The organism is Streptomyces sp. NPDC002643, from assembly GCF_053592555.1.
In genome coordinates this window covers 145,328-163,592 of record NZ_JBSFVY010000015.1, presented here as the reverse complement: position 1 = coordinate 163,592, position 18,265 = coordinate 145,328, and the positions used below count along the sequence as shown (strand labels likewise).

At 68.4% G+C, this 18,265-nt stretch carries 15 protein-coding genes; 1 reads left to right on the top strand and 14 read right to left on the bottom strand.

Translation table 11 applies throughout. The features are described from left to right. The first annotated feature begins 165 nt into the window (after window positions 1–165). Window positions 166–1,542, top strand: coding sequence for a helix-turn-helix domain-containing protein (locus tag ACWD4G_RS23785; protein WP_451296499.1), 1,377 nt, complete (start codon window positions 166–168; stop codon window positions 1,540–1,542). A 60-nt stretch (window positions 1,543–1,602) separates the two neighbouring features. Here the strand turns inward: ACWD4G_RS23785 and hisD are convergent, their stop codons facing one another. From hisD to ACWD4G_RS23715, 14 genes are all read right to left on the bottom strand, one after another. Continuing rightward, window positions 1,603–2,952 carry a histidinol dehydrogenase gene (gene hisD, locus ACWD4G_RS23780; protein WP_451296497.1) on the bottom strand — a complete coding sequence of 450 codons (1,350 nt, stop codon included), beginning with the start codon at window positions 2,950–2,952 and terminating at the stop codon, window positions 1,603–1,605. A 147-nt stretch (window positions 2,953–3,099) separates the two neighbouring features. Further along, window positions 3,100–3,921, bottom strand: a complete 822-nt coding sequence (locus ACWD4G_RS23775) for an SDR family oxidoreductase (RefSeq protein ID WP_451296495.1) — start codon at window positions 3,919–3,921, stop codon at window positions 3,100–3,102. A 90-nt stretch (window positions 3,922–4,011) separates the two neighbouring features. Beyond that, window positions 4,012–4,731 carry a hypothetical protein gene (locus ACWD4G_RS23770; RefSeq protein WP_451296493.1) on the bottom strand — a complete coding sequence of 240 codons (720 nt, stop codon included), beginning with the start codon at window positions 4,729–4,731 and terminating at the stop codon, window positions 4,012–4,014. A 109-nt stretch (window positions 4,732–4,840) separates the two neighbouring features. Further along, entirely contained in the window at window positions 4,841–7,183 is a 2,343-nt protein-coding gene (locus tag ACWD4G_RS23765) for a Helicase associated domain protein (RefSeq protein ID WP_451296491.1), read from the bottom strand. Between the two features lie 401 nt (window positions 7,184–7,584). Continuing rightward, window positions 7,585–8,460, bottom strand: a complete 876-nt coding sequence (locus tag ACWD4G_RS23760; protein WP_451296489.1) for an endonuclease/exonuclease/phosphatase family protein — start codon at window positions 8,458–8,460, stop codon at window positions 7,585–7,587. 199 nt (window positions 8,461–8,659) lie between these two features. Then, on the bottom strand, window positions 8,660–9,622 hold the full coding sequence (locus ACWD4G_RS23755; RefSeq protein WP_451296487.1) for a hypothetical protein: 963 nt from the start codon (window positions 9,620–9,622) through the stop codon (window positions 8,660–8,662). A 260-nt stretch (window positions 9,623–9,882) separates the two neighbouring features. Further along, window positions 9,883–10,821 carry a hypothetical protein gene (locus ACWD4G_RS23750; RefSeq protein ID WP_451296485.1) on the bottom strand — a complete coding sequence of 313 codons (939 nt, stop codon included), beginning with the start codon at window positions 10,819–10,821 and terminating at the stop codon, window positions 9,883–9,885. A 200-nt stretch (window positions 10,822–11,021) separates the two neighbouring features. Next, the gene (locus tag ACWD4G_RS23745; RefSeq protein ID WP_451296483.1) at window positions 11,022–12,260 is read right to left on the bottom strand and encodes an acyl-CoA dehydrogenase family protein; all 1,239 of its coding nucleotides are present in this window, start codon (window positions 12,258–12,260) and stop codon (window positions 11,022–11,024) included. Between the two features lie 58 nt (window positions 12,261–12,318). Further along, window positions 12,319–12,855, bottom strand: coding sequence for a GAF domain-containing protein (locus ACWD4G_RS23740; protein ID WP_451296481.1), 537 nt, complete (start codon window positions 12,853–12,855; stop codon window positions 12,319–12,321). After that, a complete protein-coding gene (locus ACWD4G_RS23735) occupies window positions 12,852–13,481 on the bottom strand; it encodes a GTP-binding protein (RefSeq protein WP_451296479.1) in 630 nt (209 codons plus the stop codon). Before ACWD4G_RS23735 ends, ACWD4G_RS23740 begins: the two co-directional genes overlap by 4 nt. Continuing rightward, window positions 13,462–13,827, bottom strand: a complete 366-nt coding sequence (locus ACWD4G_RS23730) for a DUF742 domain-containing protein (RefSeq protein ID WP_451296477.1) — start codon at window positions 13,825–13,827, stop codon at window positions 13,462–13,464. The genes ACWD4G_RS23735 and ACWD4G_RS23730 overlap by 20 nt, the downstream gene beginning before the upstream one ends. A 1-nt stretch (window position 13,828) precedes the next feature. Further along, the gene (locus ACWD4G_RS23725; RefSeq protein ID WP_451296475.1) at window positions 13,829–14,305 is read right to left on the bottom strand and encodes a roadblock/LC7 domain-containing protein; all 477 of its coding nucleotides are present in this window, start codon (window positions 14,303–14,305) and stop codon (window positions 13,829–13,831) included. 89 nt (window positions 14,306–14,394) lie between these two features. Next, entirely contained in the window at window positions 14,395–15,870 is a 1,476-nt protein-coding gene (locus ACWD4G_RS23720) for an ATP-binding protein (RefSeq protein WP_451296473.1), read from the bottom strand. Between the two features lie 1,108 nt (window positions 15,871–16,978). Beyond that, a complete protein-coding gene (locus ACWD4G_RS23715; protein WP_451296471.1) occupies window positions 16,979–18,187 on the bottom strand; it encodes a hypothetical protein in 1,209 nt (402 codons plus the stop codon). Window positions 18,188–18,265 lie beyond the last annotated feature (78 nt).

Genomic DNA, 18,265 nt, shown 5'->3' with positions numbered 1-18,265 from the left:
GCGCAGACCAGGGGCCTGCTGAAGGGGATAACCGTGTGCCCGCCGTCTTCTGGCTGTGTGCCTCGCGTGTGCCCGGTCGATAACTCCCTGGAACCGTGTGGCTACGGCCGCCACACTGGGGGGTCGCGCCGCCGCACCAGCGGCCGACCCGAAAAGGAGCGAGGCATGTGGCCGGACTTATGCCACCACCCCCTGGCATACGTGCGCATGATCCGCAACTGGTCCCAGGAAGACCTCGCCCGGCTGATCCGCCATGCCGCCGAGCGGCGGGACTTGCGCAACGGCACCGACCGCAACCGGATCTGGAAGTGGGAATCCGGACGGGTGGAGGAGCCCGACGCCTTCTCCCAGGAACTCCTCGCCGAGGTCCTGGACGTGCCGCTCGACGTAGTGGCGGCGCTCGGCTGGCCATGGTGGCTGCCCGCCTACACCCTGGACGAGCCGATGTGGGACTTTCCCGGCCGCTCTGTTGTCACCTGGTCACCGGCGGCTACCTTGGAGTCCCTGGAGAGCGTCACCGGAGGACCCATGGACCGCCGCAGCTTCCTGATCGCTTCGTCCGGCACCGTCGCCGCGGCAGCCGCCACCTGGGCGGGCAACGCCCCCTTCGCCGCCGCCTCCCCCACCGCCGGCCGACGGATCGGCGCCTCCACCGCCGACCTGTTCGACGCCCGCCTGGAGGGCTTACGGCGCCTGGACGACCGGCTCGGCTCGGCGGAGGTCCACCAGGCGGCCCGCGCCGAACTCCGCCTGATCACCTCCACGCTGAAGGACGCCACCTACAGCGAGACCACCGAACGGCGCCTGTACGCTGCGGCGGCCGAGGCGAGCCGGATCTGCGGCTGGACCGCCTACGACTCCTCCCACCACGCCGCAGCTGAACGGCACTACCTCGCCTCACTGCGGGCGGCCGGGCACACCGATGACCGCGCCGTCGGTGCCACCGTCCTCGCATTCTGGGCCGGGCTGCGCTACAACCGCAACGACCCCCACGGCGCCCTCGGGATACTCGACGCCGTCACCGCAACTGCCGGCCGCCGCACAGGATCCCCGCGGGTGACCGCCCTCCTGCACGCCCGCACCGCCCGCGCCCACGCCAAGGCCGGCAACCGCTACGGCACTCACGAGGCCGTCGACGCCTCATTCGGCGCCTACGCGCGCGCCACCCCGGCCGACCAGGACGTGCCCTCGATGTACTGGATCACCGAAGGCGAACTGCACCAGGTGGCGGCCAGCGCGGCCCTCGACCTGGGCGAGCACCGCCGGGCGCTGGAGCACTTCCAGGCCGCCGGCGACGCCAACGACCCGTACGACACCGAGAAGGAGCCCCGCGGGACCGCGATCTACCTGACCCGCCGGGCCGAGACCCACCTGGCGCTGGGCGAGATCGACGCCGCGCTGGACCTGGCCCGCCAGGCCGTGGACCGCATGGGCGGCACCGCCTCCGCCCGCGGCAGCAGCACCATCACCGCCCTGCGCGGCAAACTCTCCGCCCACCGCGCCATCCCCGACGTCCGCGACTTCCTCGCCGCCACCGCATAGAACACCGGCGTCCCCCCGGCGGGCCGGGCGGCGGGACGCCGTGCATATGGCCAGGGCCGGTTACTCGGACGCGTTCTCGCGGACGGTCACGGTCGCGGCGTGCGCCGGGAAGCCCTCGTGGCCGGCCAGCTCCGTCACCACCGGGGCCAGCCGGCGGAACTCGGTCTCGTCCAGCTGCGCGATGGCGGCCCGCACCAGGTACGTCGAGGCGGTCACGCCGCTGGAGACCTGCGCGAACCCGGTGGTCGGCAGCGTCGCGGGGGTGCCGATGGCGAAATTGGAGGCCGCGAACGTCGTCCACTGCCCCAGCAGCACCGTGCCGGAGTACTTCGCCAGCGGCAGCCACGCCTTCGGGTCCTCGACAGCCAGCTGCAGGTGCTCCGGGGCGTAGGCGTTGGCGACCTCCATCGCCTCCTCACGGCTGTCGGCGAGCACCAGGCCGCCGTTGACCGCGATCGACGTCGTCGCATAGGTGTGGCGCGGCTCGGGCAGCTCGGCCAGCTGCTCGGCGACGTGCGCGCGGATGCCTTCCAGCAGATGGCGGGAGGTGGAGACCAGGACGGCGGAGGAGTCCGGGCCGTGCTCGGCCTCGTTGATCAAGTCGGCGGCCAGCAGCCGCAGGTCGGCGCTGTCGTCGGCCACGATCAGCGCGTCGGTGGGGCCGAAGCCGACCTCCACCACGCAGCCCAGCCGCTGCACCTCCAACTGCGCGCACGCCACCGCGGGCGAGCCCGGGCCGACAATCTTCCGCACCCTGGGGACGGTCTCGGTGCCGCAGGCCAGCGCGGCGATCCCGGCCGGGCCGTTGCTGCGGTACACCTCGCTCAGGCCGAGCTCCTGCGCGGCGACCAGGGTCGCCGGATCCACCTGCCCGGTGCCGCCGGGCACCGGCGGCACCATGACCACGATCCGCTCCACCCCGGCGACCACGGCCGGGGTGGCGATCTGGATCAGCACCGACGGGAACGAGCCCTTGCCGGAGGGGACGAACAGCCCGACCGAGGGAATCGCCGTGGCCTGCTCGCCGACCAGCAGCCCCGGCCGCGGCTCCGCCGTCCACGACGCACGCTCGACGATCAGCTCATTGAAGGCGCGCACCTGCGCGATCGAGGTGCGGATCGCCTCAATGAGCGGCTCACTGACCGCGGCACGGGCCTGCGCGAACTCCTCCTCGCTCACCCGCAGACGCTCCGCTGGCAGGGTCATCTTGTCGAACCGGCCGAGCGCGTCGACCAGCGCGGCGTCCCCGCGCTTGCGGACGTCCTCCACGATGGTCGCGATCGAGGCCCGCAGGCCCTCGTCCACGCCGTCGTGATCGCTTCCCCGGGCCAGAACCCGATGGCGCTCCTCGGCCGTCGCCGTGCCCCAGTCGACCAGCCGCAGATCCGCCACGTTCACAGTCCCAGTCATCCGTCCGCTTTCTCATCACTCGCTCGTGTACGGGGTCAGACCCGGCTCCGGAACGCCCCTCCGAGGGAGACCCCCTTCGAGGCCGAGTCCACCGCCTCCAGGGTAGCGACCCGGCTCTCCCGTCACGCGGGAGTCGCGTGCTTGCATTCACCCGCAGCCGGACTCGCCGCCGTCGACCGGGATCACTACGCCGGTCACGTACGCACCCGCCCGGGACGCCAGGAAAAGCGCCGCACCCGCCACGTCCTCCGCCCGCCCGAGTCGGCCCAGCGGAATCGCCGCCACGAGCAGCTCGCGCTGGGCGGGGTCGGCCAACAGCTCGGCGGTCATCGCGGTGGCGAACAGCCCCGGTGCCACCGCGTTCACCGTCACCCGCTCCCCGGCCAGCCTCCGGGCCAGGTGCCGGGTGAGCTGGTGCACCGCCGCCTTGCTCGCGCCGTAGGCATAGTTCTCCACAGGTGAGACCACCGGTCCGCCGTCGATCGACCCGATCGTGATCACGCGTGACGGTTCACCGGGACGAGCGGCCACCGCTGCCCGCAGTCCGGGCAGCAGCCCCACCGTCAGGCGGAACACTGCCTTGACGTTGACCGCCCAGACCGCATCGAACACCTCATCGGGATGGTCCTCCAGCGGCCCCACCCAGGTGGCACCCGCGTTGTGCACCAGCACATCCACCACCGGCGCCACCGACAGCACCCGCCCGGCCACCTCGTCCACGCCCTGCGCCGTGGACAGATCGCCGATCACCACCTCACAGCTACCCGACGCCCGCAGCGCCGCAGCGGCCTCCTCGCACGCCTCCACCCGCCGCGACACCAGCACCACCCGGGCGCCGCCAGCCGCGAAGCCGCCCGCGACCATCCGTCCGATCCCCGTGGCGCCCCCGGTGACCACGACGGTCTTGCCTTCCACCGAGAACAGCCCATCCGGGCCGACCCGTTCGCTTTGAGTGCGTGTCTCCTCCACGCGGCCCAGCCCAGCCCACGCGTTGGCCCGGCGGAAGAGGAGGAGTGTGTGCCTGCCGTGTGCTGAACTGCTCGGGCAGGACCACGGACACTAGCGGCACCCCAACGTGCGGCGGCACGGCGTCTTCCTCGCGTCCCGGGCAGCCCAGGTGTGCCCCGGCCATACGTCGGGCCGGAACATGAGGGCTTTCTGCTTGTGTAGTGAGGCAATGACGATGTCGGTGACCGGGTACATCCGGTCCCAGTCGAGCCGGATGCCCCGGGCCGCCTCGGGGAACACGGCGCCGCCGCTGAGGTACGAAAACGCCATGTCGAGGACGAAGCACACCACCCGGCGCGTCTTTCCTTGCTGCTCGGCCAGGTCCATCTTCTCCAGCACGTCGGTGTGCTTGCCGTCCTCGCGCGGATAGAGGAGGGCTTTGAGTCTCCCTGCAAAGCCGGCGGTGTTCTGATCGAGGCTGCCCACGACTTCGATTGACACCTCGCCCGCGGGTGCCATGAGCCCTTCGTCATCCCTGTTCGCCTCGAACGGGGCAGTGCGGGCGATATTGCAGAACGTACAGAGCTTCCCCGCGGCCCCCTGCGGACAGCGTGTGCCGCAGCAACCGGGCCAGCGGGTGTAGGTGATGCCGAAGTCTTCCATCGACCGCACAGCCCGGAGCACCTTGTCCCGGTCCCTGGTGCTGATCTCGCCGGGAATGCAGATCGACCACGGCTGGTTGAGGCCGAACTCGGCCGGCTTCCCGGTGCGCAGGCCCGGGTGCTTCTTGGACCACGAGGAGAAGTTCCGCAAGGCGTCGGAGTCGACCACCGAGACCACTTCCACCGCGACCTCCGGGGTGCCGAAGTCGTAGCGCTTGTTGTGGGGGTGCTCCTGGCCGCCGGGGTTGTGGCACCGGATGGCAGCGGACTCGGCCTCCTCATGATTCTTTGTCGGGGAATTGCATTCCGAGGGCGACGAGTTGCTGGTGCCGCTCCGGCTTGAGCTTTCCCTGCCGATACTTCTTGACGCACGTGTTCATCCAGACGCGTGGGCGAAGGCGGACCGGTTCCTCGATGACGTAGCTGCTCGGAATGTTCAGATGCCCGTGCTCGGCCTTGAACTTGGTGACGGCTTTGATGTGCAGGTCCCAACGGTATTGCAGTGAGTCCCAGACGAAACCCATGCGGTCGAGTACTCTGCGCTGCTCGGGAGTCAGGCGGTCAGGGTTGTGACGGAATCCGGCGACCTGCTGTCCGATTCTCCTTCCGCGCAAGATGTACTGCTGGGGTATGTCGAGGTGGCCGTTCCAGATCATGAACTCGCGGCAGTCTGAGACGAATTGGTTCCAGATGTACTTGGCCCGGTCCCAGATGAACCCCTCTGCGTTGAGGGCCGCGACTTTGGCGTCCGGCACCTGGCCGTATCTGTAGGAGGTGCGCAGGCTGGCGCATATGTTGCCGAGCGTGTACTCGCGGTCGCCTCTTTTGACGGTGTAGGTCTTCGGGACGTCAAGGTGGCCGTATTTCTTCTTGAATTCCCTTAGCTCGTGGATCAGTTTCTGGAGTTTCTGATCGGGAACTGACCATGTCATCCCGAGGGCGTCCCATTCCTTGATCTGGGAAGGCGAGAGCTTGTTCAGCTGGCGCAGTTTGCGCAGGTACGCGATCCAGCGGCCCAGGCCCAGTCTGGTGGGGGTGCGGTAGTCCTCGTGGACAAGCAGGTCTCCATGCTCGGCCCGGTAGATTTCGGCGGCCTGGAGGTATTCGGGCCAGACGGAAGTGGCCGCGCGAACCGTCCGTACGGTGATGGCGTCAGCGAAGTCGGGGGGGATGGGAATGCCGGTGATGGAGAGCCAGTCGGGCAGTTCGCCCTCGGTACCGGCGCCGAGGTAAATCCTTCCGGCAGTGGTGGGGGTGGCGAGAGAACGGCGGGCGGTTTCGAGTTGCCGGTGCAGCGTCTCGTCGTGTGAGGCGAGGGCCCGGACCGTCTGCCAGACAGGGCCGAAGGGGGTGGAGCTCAGGGCGGTTTCGGGATCCTGATCCTCTTGGAGGAAGACCGGCACCATGATGGTCGCTGTCTTGGGCTGGCTGCGGTCACTGAGCCGCATGGCCCGGCCGGTGCCCTGGATGGTGTCGATCGTGCTGCGCGGGCTGAGGAAGCAGACCGCGTCCACGGCGGCGACGTCGACTCCTTCCGACAGGACGCGGGCGTTGGAGACCACGACCAGGCCGTCTTCCTGCCCGGCGAGCCGGTCCAGCGCCTTTCGCCGCTGGGCGACGGTCTGGTTGCCGTGGACGTGCTCGGCCGCCAGTGCGGAAGGACGCTGGTCGGGGTGTAGGAGGGCGTAGGCGTGCGGTAGGAGGGTGGCGAACCATTTCGCCTCGGCGACGCTCCCGTGGTAAGTGATCATGCGCCGGATACCGTGCTCGTGAGCGGCGCGCAGCACCGCGAGCTGCTTGGCGAGCATAGGGGCTGCCACGGCGGTTCTGCCGACGCGCAGAAAGGCGTCGTCCCGGCCGAGGAGCTGGTGGGCCTCACGGCTGGTGACGACGGGGACCACGAGGCGGTAGCGGGCCAGCAGGCCGAGGTCGATGGCGGTCGCGAAGGGCAGCCGGTAGGCGACCGGGCCGTACAGGCGTTCGTCCGTCATGCTGATGACGTCGTCGCCCTCGGCGTCGAGCATCCGGGGGGTGGCGGTGAGATACAGGCGGCGTCGCGCCGTGATGATGTCGTCGTGGTGGATGGCCGCCCAGGCTTTGGTGGCGGCGCCCGCGGTGCGGTGGGCCTCGTCGATCACGGCGATGTCCGGCGGCGCCATGGCGTGGCGGTCCTGGGCCTGGGCCAGGATGTGGAGGCTGGCGTAGGTGCAGGCGACGGTGAGCGGCCCGGGGCCTTTGGCGAGGTCGGCCAGCTGGGCGGCGTCGTTGGCGACTCGGGCGTCGGTGCCGGCGAGTTCGTCCTGTAGCCCGGTGCGCTGTGCGGAGAGGATTTCGCGGTCCGAGCAGACCGCGACGATGCGGCCCAGCCGGTGCCGGCCGAGCTGGTGTGCCCATTCCGTCATCGTCTGGCGGACCAGTTCCAGGGTGGGTACGACCACCAGGCGGTGCCGGGAGCCGGTCTCGGCGATCTGGCCCGCGACTTCTGCGCCCACCCGTGTCTTGCCCGTCCCGCACGCCATCACTGCGGTGACCCGGCCGGAGTCGATCAGGTTCTTGGTCAGGACGTCCACTGCCTCTTGCTGGTGCGGAAACAGCGGTGGAGGGATCTGGGGCTGATTCACGGTCGGTCAGTTCCTTGGTGTCGTCGGAGAGGAATCGGAAGGCTCTCGTTCAGCGGGTGGGGCATGTGGGCGCGCTGTCCGGCTGTGTCAGGAGGGCGACCAGCCGGGGCATTTGGGCAGTGGCCTGCTGCCGCGCTGGTGGAGTGACTCGATCCGCAGGGACCCGTTCTCGTGGGTGATGTGGATGGTGTCCGGGTTCTCGTGCGCGACCGTTGGCTCGATGCCGGGTGCGCCGGGTCATGGTTGCGGCTTCGCGGCGCAAGGCCAGGGTGAACGGCTCCTGCTCTGAAGGGGTTTCGGTGGAATAGGCACCCGTCGGGTATTCCTTCTGTACGACCCCAGGGAGCAGCCGTGACCCTTGTCCAGGCTGGTTGTGGGCTGTCGGTTTGGGCGGCAGGTAGTCAGGCCGCTAGCGACCAGGCGGCCAGCGGTGCCTGGCGGCGGCGCAGGGCCTCGACGAGCCTGCGTCGGGACGAGTCCACGACGAGGGCGTTGTGGTCGCTGAGTTTGCGGCGCTGCATGTCCAGCACCTCGACCCTCACCACGGACTGCACCGTCCAGGCGTCCATGGCGCCCCGGTCGATACGGCTTTCACGGCCCTGTTCAGGGCGGGCGTGCCCGGCGGTCGCGGCCAGTGCACTGGGCTGGCCGAGGTGACGCGCGGCGAACCGGGCGGGGTCGTGCATGCCGAGATCCAGCATCAGCTCGTCCAGGAAGGTGCAGCTCTTCCATGTCCCGTCGGGCTGCCTGATGGCGCGGTGCCGGCGGTGGACCAGGTCAGTGATCTCAGGTGAGGTCCAGTCGATCGCGGGCACTAGCTCGCCGATCGGCACCGGGGATTCGTTGCAGTCACCGAACAGCCAGCAGGCGGCCTGGGGACGGTGGGGCTGGGTGACGTGGTGGGCTTTGACCTTGTCTACCAGTGACGACAGCTCGTACCCCTCGGCTTCCCGAACGCGCGGGTTGCAGTACGAACTGTGGAAAGCCGCCGTGATGATCGGTACCTCGGGCACCTCGCGAAGCCGCAACACGACGTTGGCGGGCGGCGTCCGGAACACCTTTGGGTGATGGTGCTGGAGGCCGATGGTGAAGACGGACTCGCGCACGAACAGGCCGGTGGGGTTGCGGCCCTGGCCCAGCTCCGCCCGGAAGCCGCGCATGCCGAGTGTGTCCTGGGCGGCCTGCCACCGCCGGTCGGCGGCGGCTTTCTCGGCGGCGGTGGCGGTGGGCCTGGTCTGGGAGTAGGTGAGTTCCGTCATCCCCAGCCAGTCGGGCACCAGCGGGGCCAGAACATCCTCGTACGCCTGGCGCCACCGCGCGGAAGGACGCCCAGCCTTTCCTCGGGTCTGCCGTCGTGCTCCAAGTTCATGAGCACGAGACGGACTACGCCTCTGTCCTTGGACTTCACCGTTCTCCTTGCTGCGTTGTCGAAAAGTGGATTGGCGATGGCCGACACGGCTTACCTGCGGGCCGGACTCACGGACTCTCGTCAGGCGCGGGCATGGGACGACCGGTGCCAGCCAGGGGCGTAGAAGCGGAGACTCCTCCGTGCGGCGGCGGTTGCGGAAGCGTCGGCCCTTCGATGCTGACGCGGCTGAACCATGCCTCGGGATTGGCGATTTCCTGGCACGTGGGGGCGAGCGAGGGGTCGGTCCAGATCCGGTTGAACGGGACCACGCTGCCAGCGACTTCGATGGCTGCCTGGACAAAGCTCACGCCGTTGCCGCAGGTCGGCGCAGTCGGATCCGCTGCTCGCGCGCACATCAACGAGGTCAGATCCGCAGGGCGTTGAAACCGGGGGAGCACGCGGGCGTGCTGCCGGTAGCGCCATGAACGCGGCACTTCTCGGGGCCGGTGCTCACGGCAGAATCCGAAGAAGGCGCCTGCCACCTTCTGCTCGGCCCAGGCGGCATGCCCCTCCATCAATGCCCTCGTGGCCGAGTCATCGAGCACCCGGGCACCAGCACGGATCGGGGGTGGGAGGAGCGCGCCTGCTGTGATCTGCGCGTGGTGGACACCAGCGTGGACGACGAAGCGGATCAGCGCGGTGCGGTCATAGCGGACCCCCGTGTGGTGCAGGGCCTGTGGCGTGATCAGGGTTCGGGGTTCGCCGTAGTGGTCGGTGATCGTCAGGCCAGGGGTCATCGGCCAGCCCAGGCGCAGGGCGGTGGCGGCCCATGCCGCGAGCCGACCACGGACCTGGTCGGTCTCCGGCCCGGTGAGGCGGGCCTGCGCAAGGTCTTCCTCCAGGGACCGCGTGGCCCATGCCCGGATCTCAGCCCGCCAGGCGCGGGCCGTGAGCAGCCGGAACACCAGGCTTGGACAGGGCAGGTCCGTAGCCTCCTGGATCAAAGACGCGGTGTCCCGCAGGATCTGCTCGATCTCGTCGGCGAGCCCGGCGTGTCCCCGGGTCTCATTGACGACGTCGGTGATCGTCACGCCCCTGTCCCCCTGGCCGTGATCGGCACCCGTCCGGGCTGCGCATCGCGTGGGATGGCGGCGAGTGCGACCACGCCGGTGCCGCCTGGTGTGGCGCCGAGGTGGGCGTGTCCTGGGAGTCCATCTCCGGTGCGGGTTTTGGGCAGCCACCATGGCGGGGGAAACAGGGGCGCTCGGCTCTTCATCAACTGGCTTTCGGCGGTACGGACAGGGAATCGGGAAGCGGCCGGTGGCGGGGCACCGCGACCGGACGAGTGGAGTCAGGCGGCAGCCGGGAAGTGCTGGCGGTAGATCTCGACGAGGCGGTCGCGGTCGTACGTCGCGAGCACTGTGTGGTGGTCGGACAGGCCCTTCATGTCGATGACCTCGACGCTGACCACAGCGGGCAGGAATATCCGACTGGTGAAGATGAGGTCGACGCGGTGGGCCGGGCCGTGAGTCGGCGACGCGTCGACGGTCGGGGCGACCGCCGCCAGGCCCACGCCGCCGGGCATGAGCGCGGCGTGGCGGGCGACATCCTCCAACTCCGCCTCCAACAGGGTCCGGTTGGGACGGGAGTCCATCACCCGCTGTCCAGAGGCAATCTCGTAACTGCGGTGCGCCCGGTGCTGAGGGTCCTTGATGTCCGCCAGTTCGGGGATGGGGGCTTCGCCGGGGACGAGGCGGCCGGGGTCGACGTAGCTGTTGCAGTCCTGGCCGACCGCGAGGACGGGCAGCTTCCGTTTGATGGTGCCGGTGCTGGTCGCGTACGTCTCGACACGGTCGGCGAACCGGGTTACGTCATCCGCCTGGACTGCCCGAAGCGCCGGTGAGTTGTAGGACAGGTGGGTGCAGGCGGCCACCAGGTCGACGTCCTCGGAGCCGCGTAGGCGCAGGGTCATGGCGGTGGGGTGCAGGAGCCAGCCTGGCCACTCGGTGTCCCAGAGAGTGATCTGCTCGAACGCGTCGGGGTCGTAGTAGAGCGCGGTGGAGCCAAGCCCGGGGCCGAGTTCGCCGGCGAGCTTCAGGATGCGTTTCGACTCGCCGAAGAGGGTGGAGCCGCGACCGGTGCGGGCATGGCCGACGTTCTCCTGCCGACATAAAAGCGTCGGGCGAAGCGCGGCCAGTCGCTCGTGCATGGCCAGCCACTTCGCGTGGTCGCCGCCTCCGTTCAGTTCGAAGTTACAGCTGACGATCTTGATGCGCCGAGGCGGAGTCATGACCTTCCCAAGAAGTGTTGTCGATGTTGAGTGGCACAAGGAGGCCACAGTGCGTGATCTCTTCCATGGCCAGCCGCGTTGTCGGCAGGCCCCACGTGGCCGGTGGAACCTGGAGACGGACGGTAGGTCCCGGAGACAGACATTGCTGGCGGGGGTTCCCCACAGCTGGCTTTTTGCTGGAGGGCGCCGGCGCCTGGGAGTTAGGCGGTTGTGCTGGTGGAGAGGAAGAGCGAGGTCTTGGCGGCGAGCCGTTCGGACCACTGGATGGGAGGGGAACCGAGCTCGGTTTCCGCCAGGCGCTGACGCTGTACCTCGCCGGTTCCGGCGGGCGAGTAGGTGTGCTGGACGTCCCGCCACAGCCGCTGGAGGGGGTAGTCCGTGCGCAGGGCGTGGGCGCCGTGCAGTTCCATGGCGTCCTGGCCCGATTGGACGGCCCATTTGTGGTTGAGGTACTTGGAGTTGATGAGCAGGTCGTCGCAGGGGCGGCCAAAGTCGAGCATGCGTACGGCGTGGTGGGCGATCTCGCGGCTGGCCATCAGCCGGGACTTCATGGCGCCGACCCGGTCGCGCAGGACGGGAAGGTCGGCGAGAGTGCCGTTGTAGCGGCGGCGGCCTTCAAGGAAGCCAGCCGCGCATTCCATGATCGCTTCGTGGATGCCGAGGGACACCGCGGCGAGATTGGAGCGGCCGTAGAGGATGCTGCTGCTGTAGGCGATGTCCTTGCCGTCGCCTACTTCGCCGATCACGTTGGCTTCGGGTATGCGTACGCCGTCGAAAGTGAGCTTGCCGAAAGTGAAGCCGTGCAGTCCGAGGGCGGGCCGATGCGGTTCGACGGTCAGTCCGTCGCGGTCGTGTTCGACGAGGAACGCGGTCAGGGCGCGGGACCCGGCCGTGTCGGCGGAGGCGGTGCGGGCCACGACGCAGTGGAAGTGGGCGATGTGGCTGTTGCCGATGTGGACCTTGCTGCCGTCGATGATCCAGTCGCTGCCGTCGCGTCGGGCGGTGGTCTCCATGCCGAGCACATGGCTGCCGGTCTCCTCTTCGGTCACCGCGATCGACAGCAGCGTGTCCCCGGAGGAGACCTGGGGCAGCAGCAGGGCCTTCTGCTCGTCGCTGCCGAAGTGGATGATCATCGATACGGGCAGCTGGCTCGCCTGCAGGATGGCGCCGGCCGCGCCCGAGGCCCGCGCCATCCTCTGGATCATGAGGGTCTTGGCGAGATGCCCCACGTGCATACCGCCGTACTGGCGGGGGATCGTGGCGCCGAGCCATCCCTGCTCGGCCATGAGCAGGGCCAGATCGCGTTCCACGGCGTGGGGGGAGGACTCCATGCGCTGGACTCGGGGGGCGACTTCCGCGGTGGCGAACTCGTCGAAGTGCTGGACCAGGGCTTCGTAGTCGGGCGTGAGATCCGGAGTCGTGGACGACATCGTGGGCATCGTGGTCTCTCCCTTGGGGTGGTGGTCGCGAACGGTGCTGCTGGGCGCGCGGGTAGTGCTACGGGCTGGTACGGCGGTAGAGCTCGGTCATGAACAGGTCGCGCAGGTGGTCGATGCGCGTCCACACCGGGCGGCCTTGAGAGCGGTCGCGTGGCTCTGTGTCGATCCCGCAGACGGTGCCCCAGACGTGGTTCGTACGCTTGTCGATGAGGGGGGCTCCTGCGTACATGCGGACCCCGAGTTCGTCGACGACCGGGTTGCCGGCGAAGGCATCGAAATCGAGGACGTCGGTCAGCACCAGCGAGCCCCGGCGCTGGACGACGTGCGGGCAGAAGCCGTGGGTCAGCGGCAGGGTCCGGCCCAGCACGGGCAGTTCGCCTTCGGCGGGATTGGCGAGACCGAGAAAATACTGTTCGTCGCCGACCCAGTTGAGCATGGCGTAGGGAGTGCCGAGCACGTCGGCGACCTGCCGGGCGAAGGCGTCGAACGCGTCCACGGGCGGAGCCATGGGGTCGAAGAACTCGGGCAGTTGGCTCTGCCAGTCGGTGTCGTGCCTGGTGGTGGACAGGAGATCGGACGGAGCGTGGGGGTTCACAGCTGTGCTCCTTGGAGAACGGTGGCAGGGGTATACGAGTGGGTGAGCACGTGGTCGATGAGACGGGCGAGGATGCCGGTCGCGTCCGTGCTCAGGCGGGCGTCGCACAGCACGACCGGAACCGTGGATGGCAGCGCCAGGGCTGACGCGACTTCGTCGGGGTCGTAGTGGCTGGCGTCGTCGAACACGTTCACGGCGACCAGGAAGGGCAGACCGAGCTGCTCGAAGTAGTCGACTGCGGGAAAACTTTCGTCGAGGCGGCGGGTGTCGACGAGGACCACCGCAGCGAGGGCTCCTCGCGTGAGCTCGTCCCACATGAACCAGAACCGGGTCTGTCCCGGGGTGCCGAACAGCATCACGACCGCGTTGAGCTGCGGGAAGGTGATCCGGCCGAAGTCCATGCCGACGGTGGTCGCTGTCTTGTCGACCAGCAGGCTGAGGTCGTCCACGCCCTCGGAGACCCTGGTGATCACGGCCTCGGTGCGCAGCGGGGTGATTTCGGAGGCGGCGCTCACAAACGTGGTTTTGCCGACCCCGAACCCGCCGGAGATGACGATCTTGACGGGGGTGGGCTTCGCGCGGCGGAACCGGCGCGCCGGCCCGGGGTCAGAGCTTGAGGAGTCCATTGCGAAGGGCCTTCAGGAGAGCGACGTCGGGAAGGTCGGCGGAGTGCGGGGTGGTCACGGCGCTGAGTGCACCGATGTCGATCAGCCGGGACATGAGGATTCTGGTGATCTGGAAGGGCAACCCGATCAGGGCGCTGATCTCAGCGACGGCCAGGGGCTGTTCCCGGCACAACGCCATGGCCTGGTCGGCTTCCGGCGGCTGGCCGGAGGGCGGTTCTCCCTCGGCCCACAGCAGCGTCTCGATCTGCAGGTCGTTTGTGGGCCTGGTCTGGCCGCCGGTCAGGACGTAGAGGCTTGGGGCCTCGGTGTCCTCGACGGTCCAGGCCGGGCTGCTTGCGGACGCCATCTCACTGGCCGTCACCGGAAGGGGCCCCGCCCAGGCGGGCTGGTGTGGCCAGCAGCTCGCCCATCCGCCTGATCAGATTGACCATCGCGAAACCGACGGTTCCCTCATCCGCCCGGGTGTTGGTCAGCACCCCCAGGACGCTTTCGACCTTGTCCGGGTCGCGGCCCGCGTTCCGGGCCACCGCAGCCGGCGGGCTCCCGGCGCTCATGATGAACAGCAGGAAGTTGGTCTTCCTGATCAGGACCTGCTCGACACGGCCCTCACCGTCGTCGACTCCATGAGCGATCGAGTACAGGCCGTTGATCACCGCAGCCAGACGGTCCGCCATCAGACCGTCCATGCCCGGTCCCGCATGAGCCAGCCGCAGGCCGTCCTGCGAGCCGAGGAGGACGCCCATCACGTCGGGCACCTTGGCCAAGTCGTTGAGGAGCTCGTCCACAACCAGGTCCGGCTGGGCTGCCGTGGAGTCGGTGGTCATCGCAATTCTCCGTATCTCCGTACGTTGTACGGACTGGTGCTCAGGCGCGAGGCCAGGCACGAAGGATGGGTGGGGCGCGCTGCGGGGGGTCAGCTCGCGCTCCCCTCGGGCGGGCGTGCCTCACGCTCTGCTGCGGCTTGCTCCGCGCGATGCACGCCCTGGGCGAAGTTGCTGACGAAGGCCGGATCCGGCGGTGCCAGCGAGACGGGAGCGGTCTCAGGCACTGCAGGGTCCGCACGCTCATGGACCGTTGCCTGTGGCGTTCGCTGGGGCAAGCGGGGGCGAGAGCCGGGTGTTGCTCCCCGGGAAGGCGTTGCCCTGGTCGTCGCCGAAATGGCGGGTTGCTGAACCGGGGCACGCTGCGCGTCACGGTAGGGCAATGACGCCGCCCCCGCCGGGGCCGGGGCTGGGGGGCTGGGCCTCGGCCCGCCAGGCGGCCGGGGGCCGGGACGACCCGCACCCGGTACCGCGGCAACGTACGTGGCAAGCGCAGCATGGGACGCGGGCGCCGACTCGCCCGTCCAGAGCAGGAGCTTGTCCGGAACCACCACCAGCGCTGTCGTGCCGTGCATGAGATTCTGCTGCAGCTGCACGTGGATGCCGTACCGGCGGGCGAGTTTGGCCACCACGAGCAGGCCGGTCTGGCGCTGGGCCAGCTGCTCGGCCAGGTCCCTGTCCTGGGGATCGGCCAGCATCCGGTTGTAGCGGTCGAGTTCACCCTGGGCCATACCGATGCCCCGGTCCTCGATCTCCACAGCCAGACCCGCGGTGACCCTCGACGTGCGCACGACGACCTTGCTGTCCGGCGGCGAGCAGAGGGTGGCGTTCTCCTCCAACTCGGCCAGCAGGTGAATCAGATCGGGTCCGGCGAAGCCGGGTATCCGCACATCCAGGGTGGACGCATGCATGCGAACCCGGGCGTACTTCTCGATCTCGCCGGATGCGCCACGCAGCAGCTGGACCAGCCCGATGGGCTGGTTCAGTGTGCGGGCCTTCACGCCGCCCAGAACCGCGAGGCGTCCGGCCGACCGCCGCATGCGCTTGAGTAGATTGTTGACGTCGTACACGCGATACAGCAGATCCGGGTCCTGGACCTGATTGGTCAGCTCGGTCACGATGCCCAACGCGCGTACGAGCAGCAGGGTCATGCCCCCGGCGATATAGACGAGGGCTTGTGGCAGTTCCGCCTGCCGCCCGTTCACCACCGCCCGCCATGCCTCCGCGTGCAGCTGGAAAAGAGCGGCCTCAGCTTCGTTCCACGGATTGCTGCCAGAGCCCGCCTGTCCCGCGCTGGAGGCGGGAGGAGTAGGCAGCTCACCCCGGTTGAGCTGCTCAACAGCGGCGCCGATGCTCCTGCGGCCTTCCTCCACACCGGACTGGAAATGCCGCAGCCAGCCATGCACGGAATCGCTGTACTCGCTGCGCTGCCGGTGCAGCTCAGCCGCCGTGCGAACGGCCAGCCAGTCCGCGCAGACCAGCACGACCACGCTAACGGCTGCCACCACCGCTCCGATGATCCAGCCATCCACATGGGCGAGTGCCGTTTTGCCGGCGGCAGCCGCCACGCACAAGATCGCCGTGACCAGGAGGGCGGGTACGAGTACCAGAAGCCGTAACCGCAGGCGCAGCCCCTTCTCGGTGCGCAGCGGCTCAGCGCCGCGCGCACGCCGGGGCTGGCCACGTCGGTGACCGACTGGTCGCGGGCATGGCAGATCAGACATGGGTGACCTCGCGGAACGTGGTCCTGACAGGAATGGGGGAATGGCCGGCATGGGGGAGTGGCCGCCGGGGCACGCGCGCCAGACCGCAACCGACGAGGGAGACGGCGTACGGCCCGGGCCCACAGGGGCGTCCCGGCGGCCGGTCCTTATATGGATCCCGCTGATCATCTCGATCACGCTCTGCACGATGCGGCTGATAGACGGAGCGAGTGAGCTGTCGCAAAGATAGAAGCCGAGGAGCACGGCCGCTGTTGCGCGGCCGGCCTTGGGACCGCCTTTGCGGATCAGCGGCCACACCATGGCGGCCAGCAGTAACCAGGGAGACAGCGATGCTCACGGAAATGGGTTTTTGCTGGGCGAGTGCAACCGAGGGGCCCCGTGTTGCCAATCGGTCGGCGGCAATGGCCTTCGTAGCTACTGGACGTGAGGCAACTGTGCGTCTGAAGGATGACACGGCTGCGCAGCTGGTCACTGCATTGATCCGGGCGTGGCCGAGATAGGCCGCCGTGACGGCTGAGGCGGAAAACGGGGCGGGCACGATGTCCTCCGGGGGCGCAGACTTGTCGTCTCGCGTCATGTCCGCGACGCCCGGGTGGCCGTTTCCGACCTTCGTTGATTTTACAGGTAAACCAGGTAAGTAATCGACGCTCTCAGGTCATAAGCCTGTGAAAAATGCATGGCACACACGGGAGTTGGCGCCTGTAACGGTTAATTCAGCCGTTCTGTCTGTTTGGTGACGTCGTCAAAGTAGGTAGAAATTCCCTTCAAGCTGTGATGGCATCACCGGATCAACTCTGCGGGACTAGTCTACGGCGAGTCGGCCGCAAAGCTTGTCCATAGCGAAACGTTGTTCGGAGGCCGCCAGTTGGCTGCAGGCGTCACCGACGGCCATGCGGAAGTTGGATTCGGTGAGTTGCTGCCCCAGCTTTGGCTCCACTCGCTGTTTTCGGCTTCACGGCAGGGCCAGTTGCCGATTGGCGGTGACGGCATCGCGCAGGAAGCTCAGCTTCGAGTAGTAGGTGTGCTGGTGTGCCCAGCCGTGGGCGGCAAGGTAGCTCCGCAGCCATGCGTTGACGTGGTCCATCTCCCGCAGTACCTCGTCCCTGTCGTCGTCCAGGACACTGCGTGAGCGGCGGTACTCCAGTTCGCACTGGGAGAGCACCACGTTTGGCGCTGCCAGAAGGGCGCAGCGGTCGAAGAAGATGCCGTAAACGTGGCCGGTGCGCATGGACTCGCACTGCACGTCGTAGCGGACACGTTCGAAGGGCGGCATGGGCCGCACCTGAAGCCCGAGTTCCGAGCACAGGTACTCCTCGAAGCGGTCAGGAGCGACGTCAAGACCAGACGACAACTTCTCGCGGCGGGCGAAGGCGTCGTTGGTGAACCACTTGCGCTTGAGTACGTATCCGGCGGAGACGGTGGGGATGAAGGAGGCGTAGCCGACTTCGTTGCCTGGCGCGGTCACTTCGAACAGGTGGTTCTCGGTGTGGTGGATCTGGAACTCCTCCCGGTACTCCGGTCGGCAGTCCCTCAGCTCGCCGGCGCGCAGCGCTTTGAGCAGTTCCATGGAGGCCGCCCAGATGTCCGGTGCCGGGTCGAGGGTGTACTTGTACTCCAGCTCGGTGCCTGCGAAGTGGGTGCGGAAATACCGAAGGTGGTTGTTGAGGGCCATGCTCAGCTCGGCTCGGGCCGACAGCACTGGCTCCAGCCAGTGCAGCGACTCGACCGGGCCTTGTCCGACAGGCTCGCGGGTGGTGCGGACGAAACAGGCATCCTCGGGGTGGAAGCGGATCTGGGCGTACGCGTGGTAGCCGCCGGCCGGATGTTCGGCGAGGTAGCACAACGGGACGATCCCTGGGGCGGCGTCGGCTCCAGCCAGCTCCCGCAGGGCGGTTCCGGCGATGGCTTCGGAGAACAGGGCGTTCCCCTCGATCTGGCTGGCCCCGCGCCACGTGCCGTCCGCGCTCAGGGACTGAACGGGGCACTCGCCGAGCGCGTTCCAGCGGATCACCACGGTGGTGCTCGGTACACAGACTTCCTGCGGTGCTACTCGTACGAGCACGATGGGGTCGTTCGCCCTACGGGGCGCGGTCTGGTTGAGCAGATGGATTCCGCCAAGGACAACCCAGGCATGGCGTGTCGTCAAGCCATCACTGCGCATTACCGTCATTCCTCCTTCGGCCGGAGCCGTGTGAAGGCCGGCCGCCAGCTGTTGGCCGCTGCTCGACCGCTGCACGGG